Here is a 12,070-nt window from a genome sequence, read left to right as displayed (position 1 = left end):
TATGCATAGTGAATGCTGTAAGTCCCTGTGTTGTAATAAAAACGACATACGAAATTCATGAAATTTCAATTTGAGTAGATTTTTGTCATTTTCGTCAACAACTCTATTGAATTTTCCTTCAGAATTCAGATGAAAGTCACTTTATTAAATATGAATTACTATAAACCTTTTCAATGACAGTCTGGATTGCATCGACAAACAGGGACAACTGGGAAATAATCAGGAAAAATAACATCTGGGGAGTCCCGAAAAGGAACAAAAAAAGTATTGAAAGATCAAAGCCCGGAGATAAAATTCTTATATTCGTAAAACAGGAGACCGTAGAAGATACAATAATTCCGTCTGCAATAACAGCAGCCTTTGAAATTGCATCAAAACCTTTTGAAGATACAGCCCCTTTATTCATCAGACCGCCGTCAATGCACGGAGACGAAAGCTTTCCGTACAGGATCAGATTAAGGCCAATCAAAATATTTCCGGAAGAACTGGACTTCAAGGCCCTTATTCCTAAACTTAATTTCATCACGAACAAAAAACAGTGGACAGGTCACCTGAGAACGGCAATGAGAACTGTTCCGGACGAAGACTACGATTTCATCATGAAGGCTTCAGAAACACCCAGGGGATAAACCAGTATTAGATAATGAGCTGATGCAAAAAATTCCCCGGGTTATTGTGTTGATTTCCAGCAAGGACAAATCTGTAATTTTTTGTATTTAAATGGCACAAAAACATAATTTTCCTGAAATCTCTGTCAATCTGATATTTCATTACATTAGAAAATCACGGATGAGAGTTTAAAAACCGATCATGACATGGCAAAAGACCGTAATAAAAGTAAAATGTCCTGAAAAAAACGTGAAATAGTTTTTTTCCGTTATCACGTTGTTTCCGGCAGTTAAAAAAACAGGCAAAATATATTATGCAATGCAGTGCAGATGGTAATTCTGAGCGACAAAATCACCGGTTTACAGAGCTATTCACCAGAAGATAAATGAGTTAGCTGATAAACAGGTGTCTTCCACGTTACAGAAAAAGAGCATTTAAAAAAAGTTCATATTTCCGGGTAATCTAAAAATGAAAAATAACCGCACATTTGTTAAAAAAACATATTTAATTATACTGATGGCATTAATGCTTTACTTTACGGCATATTCACCGTCATCGGCATGGGATTTCAATACAAATGAAATACCTGACAATAACAAAATTTCCATCTCTATGGCAAACGGGGGTGCATATTACCTTGGATTTTCATCAGGGGACATTGGTCTCAACTCTCTTCATATAACAACAAGCACATCCGAGCCTGACGGAACACTTACGAGGACATCTTCTGATTCAGGCACATTTTACCTGTCAGACACAGGCAGCATGGGGTACTTCGAAAAGGCTATTCTGATGATTGCAATAAGAAACCCTGACGGAGATTCTGAAATCAACGACAACTTTAAGATTCATCTTAAAGTAAGCGGGTATAAATGGACACCTGTCTGCGGAGAAGAAGAAACTTTGGCAGAATCCTCTGTATCGTACTCTCGCGATGCGCTTGACAGAGACTTCAGGCTGTCATCGGTAATGTATGGCCCGCAGAACTGGAAACCGGCAGGAAACAAAGACTATCCAATAATGACCGGCCAGGTCAGGAGCGAGGATTTCCATATATTCTTCGTCGATGCAAAGGTGGGCATTCTCGGAATGAACAGCGGAATGTCAGGCCTTACAAACAGCGGAATGGCAAAAGTTGAATATTCCATCGAGAATTACAACGGTGAAACAGTTGTCTTCAACGCATACGGATATGCACTTAATGCGTATGGCACCTCAAACGGTGCGATTGCGTGGACAAATAAAGTAAACTCATCAGTGTCTGATAAAAATACCCGGACACTAATCAGCGGATACATTGTAAATACCAGGTCCTCATCCAAAGAAAACACAGGGGATTCTCTTTCTGAAATAGATTACGGTTTTTCACGCTATATCCCCCTCTCTGAGAATTCATGGATTCCTGAATTCGGAAATCTCAACATAACCTCCACTCCCACAAATGCCCGGATATATATTGACGGTGTAAAAACAAACCTGACAACAAACTGCACAATTGAGGACCTGCCCGCAGGAGTATACAGTATCTATCTTGAGAAAGACGGATACCGGACAGAAGAAGAGGACATAATCGTAAGAAACGGGTATGAAACAGGAAAATATTTTGACCTGACCAGGAAAAACAACTTATACCCCAAAGAACCGGATAAAAATACCGTTGTTTCAGAAAAAGGTCCGTCTGCAACCGGAATGTACATAACCTCATACCCGGGCAGTCTGCGTATATATCTTGACGGAGAGGATACTAACTATTATACACCGCACCTGTTTTACGGACTTAAACCGGGATGGCATTACATTAAACTTTCATCCGCTACAGGAAGCGTAAAACAAACCGGCGATGAAATACTTCTTTCAAAAGATGTCTATCTGTCTTCCGGGCAGATAAACTATGAAAAACTGACATATGATAATGTAAACAAAAAAAGCAAAGTTACAGTCAGTTCAAACGAATTTGAAACAAGTCCGTTTATGGTGTCCGGCAGTTTACCCGAATACAATTTCCCTTCAGAAGTACTGGTAAACCAGTTCAGTGATTATATCACATTCTATTCCGGCGGCAAATACTATTCCAAAACAATAACCAACAATTATAACGGCAGATCAATTGAAATTGGCAACTCGTTCAGATTCGGAACAGTTGAATTCAACAGCAGTCCTTCAGGCGCAGATATATTCATCGACGGGCACAGTTCAGGAAAAGCCACACCCGCAGAAATCCAAAATATTTCCGGGGGCACCCACAGGATTGAAATACAAAAAGACGGTTACTACCCTTACCTTGATGAAATCTATGTTGCAAGTACAAAACAAAGTCCGGATTATACTGTTAACGCTGTTCTTGATGAATACCCGTATGGTACACTTACCATAAACAGTATCCCGCAGGGTGCAAAAATATACCTTAAAGGCGCATATACCGGCAAATCCACCCCACATACATTCAGTTACATGCCAATAGGAACTTATGATGTGGGACTATTTTACAACAGGTCGATGTTTAAAGAAATAACATGCACTGTCGTGCCGTATGACAGGTCTGAACCAACAGCTGTAAATGAGGATTTATCATCAAAAAAATAATACAATTTTTAAAAAACACAAAGTTACCAGGCCAGCCAACAAAAAATTTCAGGACAAAAAGTCCATTTAAAATGAGTCCATTAAAATTTTGTGCACCCATAAAACTGCGGGAGTCTCTTGAACCGCAGACACTCACCGGGGACTTCAAAGAAAACATGAACACCTATTGGTAAGATTTCAGACCCATATTTATACTTATAAGAATAGATTTTTGGATATTTAGATATTGGTTTGGGGCAAAATATTTATTACATTAAACTCAATTGTCTTACATGGGTCCCCGAATAAGGATTCATTCAGAAAACTGCTTTTTTTGTTTCATTCTTTCGCGAAAAATTCCTGAAATACTACCAACTCTTCCGGAGATTAATGTATCATGACAACCGAAACCGTACCTGCACCCGGGAAATGGATAGGAATAGACCTGAATACCACCGGATCAATAGCTGTTGTTGCTGAACCGGGGACAGGGTTTACAGCCGGACTAGGAAAGGAAGCACGTATAATACACGATAATTTCAGCAGAAAAAGAAAAGAGAACAAATCAAAAAAGAGCAAAAACAGCACGAAAAGAATAGACAGGTGTGAAAAAGAGCAGTTAATGGACTTAAACAGGTATTTAAGCCATGAAATAATAAAAATTGCGCTTAACCTTAACTGCGGCATAAAATTTGAGATGATATCAAAAAAGAGCCGTAAAAAAGGCATGAATCCTGAGAAAATATATGACTTCAGCATAAACGGATGGTACTTTAAAAACCTGTGCCAGATGGTCGAAAACCGTGCAGTCAGGTGCGGAATAACCGTTATCTATGTCGACCCGTCATTTACGTCACAGATATGCAGCAGGTGCGGAAGATTTGGCCACAGGCACAGGAAGGTCTTTTCATGCCCGCACTGCGGATACCAGGAAAATGCAGATATAAATGCCGCCCTAAACATTGCAAGGTCTCCAGTCCCGGAATCGGTGAAAGCTGTGAGAAATAAAGAGAGAGAGGAGAAAAGAAAAATAAAGGTAGAACTTAAAAGGCTTCAAAAGGAAAAGTGGAATGAAATCCATGAAGACCCCCTGCTCTCAAAGGACAATGTCATGCTGTTTTTTGAAAAGACAGCCTGCGAGATATAAATTATACCCGTTTATTTACCTTTATTTTCCTTCTTTTCGAGAACAAGTCTGTTTATAAGCCTTACAAGGTCTTCTATCCTGTAAGGCTTCGGTAAAACCGCATCAAAGCCGTGATCCCTGAAATTAGCCATAACGGGGTCATTTGAGTACCCGCTTGAGACTATTGCAAGAATGTCGGGTTCAAGCTCTCTTAAAAATCCTATAGTATCGGCACCACCAAGAGCCCCCGGAACTGTAAGGTCCATAACAAATACTTCTACAGGCTTATTCAGAACACGGGACTGCTGATAAAGCCTTACCGCTTCGGCACCGTCCTTTGCAGCCTCAACCTCAAAGCCATAGCCCCGCAGAAGGACCGGAATGACATCATAGATGCTTTTGTCATCGTCCATAACAAGGACCCTTGCGGACCCTGAGAGTTTTTCATCTGGTTCAGGCAAACAGGAAACTGGTTTTTTGTCCGTTGCCGGCAGGTAAATCTTAAATTCTGTCCCTTTGCCCGCCTTTGAGGAAATCTTTATGGCTCCACCGTGTTTTTTTATTATCGACATGCATGACGCAAGCCCCAGGCCGTTTCCGTTCTTTTTTGTCGTGAAATACGGGTCAAAAACCTTTTTGAGATATTCTTCCGGTATGCCCGGACCCTCGTCCTTTACTGAAATTAAAACATATTCCCCGTCCCCGAGCCAGTCTTTTCCTGAAATCCTGCCTGCATTCTTAGCCTTAATATATATACTTCCACCGTTCTGCATTGCCTGAATAGCATTTATTACAAGATTCTCAATCACTTGGCTCAACTGACCGCGATCCGCCTCCACATTCATCAGGTCATCTGCAATATCAAAATTAAGGCGGATGTTGCTCCCGTGAGAGACAAATTCGGACGACTCATGGATAAGCTGTCTTATATCAGAGACCTGCTTTACAGGCTCCCCTCCTTTTGAAAATGTGATAAGCTGTTTTGTTATCCCTTTAGCCCTGAAAACAGCTTTTTCCGCTTCATCAAGACGCAGGCATAAATCCTTGTTTTTTCCTGCAAAATTTTTTGCGAGGGCAATATTTCCTGAAACTGCAGTCAGGATATTATTGAAGTCATGCGCAATTCCACCGGCAAGGACGCCCAGAGATTCCAGTTTCTGCCTTTTTAAGGCCTCGTCCTCCCATAAAAGACGCTCAGAAATGTCGCGGAAAACAATAACGGCACCTTTAAAGCCACCGTGCCTGCCTAAAAGAGGAGCAACTGACAATACAACAGGGCATTTATTTCCGCCGGTATCATAAAGTCCTATTCCCGTGTTTATTTCATAGACTTTTCCTTTTGATATTACTTCATCAACGATTTTTCTGATACCGGGATACTTCCCGCTTTCCTCAAGCCTGATAACTTCTTCAACCTTTTTTCCTGATACAGACTCATAGCTCTGGCCGGTTTTTGCCGCCGCCTCCTTATTGATAAGAGTGACATTGCCCGAGGAGTCGGTTGCGACAACTCCTTCGGCAATAGATGAGAGAGTTACAGAAAGCCTTTCTTTTTCAGCGGCAAGACTCTCCTCAAATTTTATTCTTCCGTCAACCTCTTTTACAAGATTTGAATTTGCCAGTTCAAGCTGCATTGTCCTTTCCCTAACAAGGTCTTTAAGACGGTTGCGGTGGACTTTCACCTCCTCTTCAGCTTTTCTCTTTGCTGTAACGTCTCTTGCAATAACAAAAAAACCGGCATTATCTGATGATTCAGCCAGTTTTTGGGCACTGAACTCAATTATATATTCGTTGGCATCACCTGAAATGAACCTTACCTCAGTCTTTTCCGCTGCAGAATTTTTCATCTGTGACATAACACCATCTATTTTGCCTATATCCCCGGTTCTGATAAAATCACGGATATTCTTTCCTAAAATTTCATCTCTCCCCAGGCCTGCCATATTCTCCATTGCCCGGTTTGCAGAAGTAAAATCCCCGTAATTATTAATAGTAAAGATAAGATCATTTGCATTTTCGAAAAGTCTGCTGTAATTTTCCTCTCCCTTCTCTATAGATTCAAGCATCCTGCTTATGGCTGACCCGAGTGATGAAATTTCATCATTTCCGCGGACATCAATCCTGCTGCCGGGATTTTCGGTCTCGGCAACGGACCGAATCTGTCGGTTGAGACTTTCAAGCCTTGAAATGATTAATCTCTGTATCAGAACAAGCGTAACAACACCAAATATAAGGGCAGCAAAAATAAGTGAGAATATCTGAAAATCAAATACACCTCTTCCGTAAAGCGTCACGTCACGTGGAGTTGTGACCTGGAGGACTGCAACAGGCTTACCATATATATCGGATATTTCCGAAAACCCGGCTATATTGTTTTCATCAAGTGCACGTATAATTACGGGAGTTGCATTCCCGGCACCAGAATTCCTGACTCCATCAAATGCTTTGAAGTATTTTTCAGACCCTGATCTGTTTTCAATTACAAGAATGGAAAGCTGCGTCGTCTTTGAAAGAGACGATACCTCATCTCTGTCCAGGTAACGTCCCACGAGAAGATTTCCCAAAAAATCCCCCGTACCCGAATCGTAAAGGGACCTGGACGCAATCAGCATAGGCCCGGAATTCAGCATAATTACACCTTTGACCTCATTTGATCCTATCAGGTCTTCATGTGCGGCAATCTGCGACAACAGACTTTTCGGCGTAGGCATCTGGTGGTTGTAGTCCAGATTCATGTATTTATGCCATAGAATATCACCTTTTGAATCAGTTATCAGGAGAATATTTACTCCTACGTCAACAAGTCTTCCGTCCGGGAATGTATTGCGTGCCTCAGACGTATCCCCGCTTGCAATAAAACCGGAAAGCCCTTCTGATGTCGCCCATGCATTCGCAATTGCATCAAATCTTTCAATGTCCGAATTCAGGGCATTTATGGCCCTGTTGACATTATCTTTGGTAAGATCTTCTTCGAGACTTGAAAACCCTGAATTAAGACTTACAGATGAAAAAACATATAATAAAATTATAAGGCCTATCAAAGTTACCGCAATTATTGCAGCTGTTGTCGTGCGGAGTGATCTTTTGGAAGCAACATCGTTTCGCAGTTTTTCGGGACCAAAAAACTTTTTAAATGAATATATTTTGTTATTTCCTCTCCGGCCTTTACTCATTCAAGTACAATTATCATACAGCGGATAGATATAGTATGCCTAAAGAGAATATATTATTAATATACAATATATCTTGGTATAGATTAATACTTTTGCGATGTATATTACAGTGATAAAGTATATGTCTGACCAAAAATGAAAATGTCTTCTATACAACTCTGCCCGAACGTGATGACTATGCCAAAAAAAAACAGCAAAAAAAGAATTTATTTTAAAAAAAACATCCCGGCAAAGCTTAATAAAAGAAATAATTTCACCGTAACAATAATTTTGATGATTTTACTTATTTTTCTGGTTATAGTAATATCGGGATGTACAGGAAAAGAGACAAAAGACATATCCTCAAAAACATCAACAAGTGATAAAAAACTCTCAATATCAGGTTCTACGACAATCCAGCCGGTTTCCGAACTCCTTGCGACAGCTTATATGAACGACCACCCGGATATTGAAATAACCGTTACCGGCGGGGGATCAAGCAAAGGCATAGAGGATGCCGGAAAAGACGTAGTTGACATAGGGTCGGCATCACGAAAAATAAAGGAATCTGAACTTGAGAAATATCCGGAAATGAAAGTTTACCAGATAGGGGCAAGTGCAATTGTAATAATTACCTCCCGGATGAACAGCATTGATACAATAACTTATGAAGAGCTCACGATGCTCTACAACAATAAATCTGAAAATGTCTCCTCAATGCCCGGCATATGCAATATAACAACGGTTATACAGAGAAGCGAAGAGTCGGGAACTGAAGAAACGTTTGCAGGCTGGCTTTTTGACGGACAAAAAAACCTTGACGACTCATTTGAAGCCCGGGACACGGGAAAATCAGGTGATATTGCACAGATCTCCGCAAAAGGAAACGCAGAAGTCCTAAACCTTGTCAAGGACAACGCAAACTCCGTAGGATTCGTTGATTTCGGTTATGCCGAATCCGATCCCGGTGTAAAAATATTAAAGGTCCTGGATAAAGGCGCAAAGAATGCCCTTCCTGTGAACATGAACAGCATAAGAGAGGATATATTAATGGAACTTAAGAATGACGAGTCAAAATCCGAAACCAAGGATTCCTATTACATAACAGGCCTTACAAGGCCGCTTAACTATGTGACATGCAAAGAAACACCGCATCTGGTAAAAGATTTCATATATTTTGCGTCAGATCCGTCATCAACAGCATACTTCAATGAAATAGGTTATTTCTCAGCAGCGGAACTGAGAGGAGAGAATTAAATAATGGCATCAGGAAAGATTCTTCTGATTGAAGACGACTCTGCAATAGCAGAAATTATCTCGGTATTTCTCGAAAAAGACGGGTATGAAATTTCAGGCACTACTGAAACCGGAGAAAAAGGCCTTGCGGCAGCTGCACAAAGCCACCCCGACCTCGTAATTTCCGACATTAACCTGGGAGGCAATATTGACGGTATAGAAACAGCCGGCTACCTTACGCATCTTTTCGGGATACCCATAATATTTATGACAGGAATTACCGACAGCGAAACAGTTGAAAGGGCCAAAAAAGCCGAACCATACGGATTTCTCGCAAAGCCATTCCAGAAGAAAGAGCTTTTGTCATCCGTTTCAGTCGCAATACGGATTTTCGAGATGAACCAAAAGGCACATGGGGAAAATACTGCCGGAATCCCCACAGGTGTGAAAAGCATGTCATTGTATGACGAGGGTATCCTGATTTTAAACCCGTCCGGAAAAGTCCTTTACATAAACCCGTACCTTGAAAATCTGACCGGGTTCTTCAATAATGACATCATCTGCAAATCTGTCTCTGACCTTTTTGGAATATCACCGGAATATTTTGCAGTACCCCGGAAAGATATGCCGGACAACAACAAAGAATTAACCGGAACAATTTCCGCAAACGAAAAAAAGGTATGCATCACTGATAAATACGGAGAGCCGGTCACTGTCAGAATAAGAATTGTCCCGAAAACAAAAAACGGAAGTACTATCGGAATAATTATTGCATTAAAAGAGATTTCAGGCCCCGGAACTGCCAGTGCAAGAGGTTCTGGGACCGTGTGCACCGTAGAAAGGAAAGAAGCGTCTGCCTGAAAGCATCATATATTGTTATATCAGAGAATTACCTAACAATTGCCTGACTAAAGCAAACAACAAAGGTGAAGCAACATGAAATACACCATATCCGGAGACAACCTCCAGTTTGTCACAATCGAGACCAGCCCTGACGAGACGGTCTGGGCAGAAGCAGGCGCCATGGTTTACATGAGTGGCAACGTCGAAATGAAAGCCGAACTCCAGGGAGGGCTTTTCAAGGGAATAAAAAGAAAGCTTGCCGGTGAGTCTTTCATGATAACGAACTTTACAGGCAGAGGAGGAAACGGCGTCATATCTTTTGCCGGAAGTGCGCCCGGAAAAATTTACCCGATGGATATAACCGGAAAAGAGTTCATTGTGCAGAAAGATGCCTTTTTATGTGCCGAAAAAGGAGTCGAATGGAATATAGCGTTCCAGAAAAAGCTGGGCTCCACGTTTTTCGGCGGCGAGGGATTAATCCTGGAGCACCTTTCCGGAAGCGGCATGGTATTTTTACATGCCTGCGGAGACCTTGTCGAAATAAATCTTGAGCAGGGCCAGGTGTACAAAATTTCGACCGCACACGTGGTCGGCTGGGAACCTTCGGTTCAGTTTGAGATCCAGGCCTCAGGAGGCATAAAAACAGCAATGTTCGGAGGAGAGGGGTTTTTTCTTACAACACTGACAGGACCGGGAAAAATAATTATCCAGTCCATGACACTTCAGCAGCTTGCAAATTCACTCAACCCGTTCCTGCCGAATTCATCAGGAAACAGCGGAGCGATTGACATTGATATATGAGAATTTAAACTGCAGGCAAAAGGTTAAACCTGCCTGCTTATGCTTTTATTGGAAATGAAGAGGGGAATTTTAAAATGAATGATACAAGCGGAAATTCAGGGCGTGCGGGAAGAGCAGGATTCATAATCATTGCAGCGATAATTCTCATTGCCGCAATAATACTTGCTTTATACTTCCTTGAATACCTGATACTTGGTTTTATTGTGCTTTTGGGAATTCTGATACTGCTTGCGGTTGCAGCAGTCATCGTGATGACGATAATGGTAATACCATATTACATAGTAAAGGACAATGTTGTCACTGAGGGAAACTACACCATGGACTCTGTAAAGCCGGTAAACAACAAAAAATAATAAAATCAAACTTTTTTAAATTCACATATGTCTCCGCCGGAGATATACGTCAAAACGCTGTTAAATATGAATCCACTGATTTTCAAAAACAGAAAAAAACGTTTTGAGATTCTGCGATGAGAATCATCTCTGAAAAAAATATATGTAGTGTAACCTACCATCTTGGTAGCATGGAGAAAATAATAGGTGTTCAGAAAAGTTTCAACGGGCTTCAGGTGTCGTACATGGCTGGTGACCAGATAATTTCTGAACTGTTCAGTTATGAAAATCTTATCGAAATGAAAATAAACGTCTCAGACCTTGTCGGCAACCCTTCATATTATGCTCTTGATAAAAACGGCCCGAAAATTGTCAGGACCGATTTCTGCGGCAAACACGACGAGTGCAAGGATTAAAGATCAAATTGTCCCATAAAAAAATTTGATGCAGATATTATTGGCAAAATTAATTTTTCCTCTTTTAAAGGTCTTCTCCAAAAGCTCATGTCAACTGGCACCTGCAGAATTAAAAAAAGTCAGAAGCGAATAAATGAATTTCTTTCCATAAAAGCCTGCCAGACAGTACCAATATATATTATAAAAAGAGATTTCTTGAAAAGAAAATGTTAGATGAAAAGGTTCTCAAAGGCATAACAGACATCGAAACGATAGTCTACATGGTTCTTATGATACTACTTATCATAGTAATAGTCTTTTCCTTATTTGAACTTGTTACAATTATACTGTCCAACCTTCTCTATGACGGCACTCCGTACCTGCTTGAAACATACGGAATTTTACAGTTCTTTGATTTTTTCCTGCTGATATTAATCGGCCTTGAACTGATGGACACCATAAAGTCGTTCCTTGAGACAAAAAAGATAGAGGTCGGAATTGTTTTGATCCTTGCAATAATTGCAATATCAAGAAAGGTCATCGTTATCGACCCGAACACTACATCCGATTTTGAGCTTATAGGAATCGGTGCCTTAGTAATAGCTCTTACCGCAGGATATTATTTCGTCAAAAAAGCGGATGAAATCAAGACCAGCAATTAAAAAACAAAAAACATCACTGGAAAAGAGAATTATTCACACTTTTTTTTAGTTCTGATCTGCCGGTTTCATTTATTTATTAGTGAATACTATAATTAAGATTAAAAGGGCAGGCTGATTTCTTCTATTTATAAGGAGTCCGATAATTTTGCCAGAAGAAAACATAACGCAAATTTCAGGTGCCGAATTTCAGTTATATGAAAAAAGAACCAAAATTATCTGCGCTTGAAGTGGTACATCCAATAAAACAAGGATTGAAACATCATATGTATGGTTTGTAAAAATTGATTTATTTCTTCTTGAAGTGGTACATCCAATAAAACAAGGATTGAAACTACGCGGTAGGAAGCAGCAT

The 12,070-nt window shown here is 40.5% G+C and carries 10 protein-coding genes and 1 CRISPR repeat array (1 of these 11 cut by a window edge); of the genes, 9 read left to right on the top strand and 1 reads right to left on the bottom strand.

What is annotated here, in order from left to right:
• The first annotated feature begins 173 nt into the window (after window positions 1-173).
• From J2128_RS00580 to J2128_RS00570, 3 genes are all read left to right on the top strand, one after another.
• Window positions 174-629, top strand: coding sequence for an EVE domain-containing protein (locus J2128_RS00580; protein WP_209688839.1), 456 nt, complete (start codon window positions 174-176; stop codon window positions 627-629).
• Between the two features lie 496 nt (window positions 630-1,125).
• Complete coding sequence (locus J2128_RS00575) at window positions 1,126-3,192, top strand: PEGA domain-containing protein (protein WP_209688838.1); 2,067 nt, start codon at window positions 1,126-1,128, stop codon at window positions 3,190-3,192.
• 376 nt (window positions 3,193-3,568) lie between these two features.
• Entirely contained in the window at window positions 3,569-4,318 is a 750-nt protein-coding gene (locus J2128_RS00570) for an RNA-guided endonuclease TnpB family protein (RefSeq protein WP_209688837.1), read from the top strand.
• Window positions 4,319-4,329: 11 nt separating this feature from the next.
• Here J2128_RS00570 and J2128_RS00565 read toward each other — a convergent pair whose 3' ends face one another.
• Window positions 4,330-7,470 (bottom strand): PAS domain S-box protein, encoded by a 3,141-nt coding sequence (locus J2128_RS00565; protein WP_209688836.1) that lies wholly within the window; start codon window positions 7,468-7,470, stop codon window positions 4,330-4,332.
• 273 nt (window positions 7,471-7,743) lie between these two features.
• Here J2128_RS00565 and J2128_RS00560 point away from each other — a divergent pair, with 273 nt between their 5' ends.
• From J2128_RS00560 to J2128_RS00535, 6 genes are all read left to right on the top strand, one after another.
• The gene (locus tag J2128_RS00560) at window positions 7,744-8,706 is read left to right on the top strand and encodes a PstS family phosphate ABC transporter substrate-binding protein (protein WP_209688835.1); all 963 of its coding nucleotides are present in this window, start codon (window positions 7,744-7,746) and stop codon (window positions 8,704-8,706) included.
• A gap of 3 nt (window positions 8,707-8,709) precedes the next feature.
• A complete protein-coding gene (locus J2128_RS00555) occupies window positions 8,710-9,546 on the top strand; it encodes a response regulator (RefSeq protein WP_209688834.1) in 837 nt (278 codons plus the stop codon).
• Window positions 9,547-9,621: 75 nt separating this feature from the next.
• Complete coding sequence (locus J2128_RS00550) at window positions 9,622-10,329, top strand: TIGR00266 family protein (protein ID WP_209688833.1); 708 nt, start codon at window positions 9,622-9,624, stop codon at window positions 10,327-10,329.
• Between the two features lie 74 nt (window positions 10,330-10,403).
• Complete coding sequence (locus tag J2128_RS00545; protein ID WP_209688832.1) at window positions 10,404-10,682, top strand: hypothetical protein; 279 nt, start codon at window positions 10,404-10,406, stop codon at window positions 10,680-10,682.
• 170 nt (window positions 10,683-10,852) lie between these two features.
• Window positions 10,853-11,077 carry a hypothetical protein gene (locus J2128_RS00540; protein WP_209688831.1) on the top strand — a complete coding sequence of 75 codons (225 nt, stop codon included), beginning with the start codon at window positions 10,853-10,855 and terminating at the stop codon, window positions 11,075-11,077.
• 206 nt (window positions 11,078-11,283) lie between these two features.
• Window positions 11,284-11,718 carry a phosphate-starvation-inducible PsiE family protein gene (locus tag J2128_RS00535; RefSeq protein ID WP_209688830.1) on the top strand — a complete coding sequence of 145 codons (435 nt, stop codon included), beginning with the start codon at window positions 11,284-11,286 and terminating at the stop codon, window positions 11,716-11,718.
• A 221-nt stretch (window positions 11,719-11,939) separates the two neighbouring features.
• Window positions 11,940-12,070: a CRISPR direct-repeat array (repeat unit 37 nt; unit sequence CTTGAAGTGGTACATCCAATAAAACAAGGATTGAAAC) (it continues 271 nt past the right edge of the window).

The sequence above is a fragment of the Methanomicrobium sp. W14 genome, from assembly GCF_017875315.1.
Classification (GTDB): Archaea; Halobacteriota; Methanomicrobia; order Methanomicrobiales; family Methanomicrobiaceae; genus Methanomicrobium.
This window is presented reverse-complemented; position numbering and strand designations above follow the sequence as displayed.

Bases quoted from the DNA above. Each gene is read 5' to 3' on its own strand.
- J2128_RS00550 (WP_209688833.1), top strand. From the start codon at position 9,622: ATGAAATACACCATATCCGGAGACAACCTCCAGTTTGTCACAATCGAG.
- J2128_RS00540 (WP_209688831.1), top strand. From the start codon at position 10,853: ATGGAGAAAATAATAGGTGTTCAGAAAAGTTTCAACGGGCTTCAGGTG.
- J2128_RS00555 (WP_209688834.1), top strand. From the start codon at position 8,710: ATGGCATCAGGAAAGATTCTTCTGATTGAAGACGACTCTGCAATAGCA.
- J2128_RS00575 (WP_209688838.1), top strand. From the start codon at position 1,126: ATGGCATTAATGCTTTACTTTACGGCATATTCACCGTCATCGGCATGG.
- J2128_RS00535 (WP_209688830.1), top strand. From the start codon at position 11,284: ATGTTAGATGAAAAGGTTCTCAAAGGCATAACAGACATCGAAACGATA.
- J2128_RS00545 (WP_209688832.1), top strand. From the start codon at position 10,404: ATGAATGATACAAGCGGAAATTCAGGGCGTGCGGGAAGAGCAGGATTC.
- J2128_RS00560 (WP_209688835.1), top strand. From the start codon at position 7,744: ATGATTTTACTTATTTTTCTGGTTATAGTAATATCGGGATGTACAGGA.
- J2128_RS00570 (WP_209688837.1), top strand. From the start codon at position 3,569: ATGACAACCGAAACCGTACCTGCACCCGGGAAATGGATAGGAATAGAC.
- J2128_RS00565 (WP_209688836.1), bottom strand. From the start codon at position 7,470: ATGAGTAAAGGCCGGAGAGGAAATAACAAAATATATTCATTTAAAAAG.
- J2128_RS00580 (WP_209688839.1), top strand. From the start codon at position 174: ATGACAGTCTGGATTGCATCGACAAACAGGGACAACTGGGAAATAATC.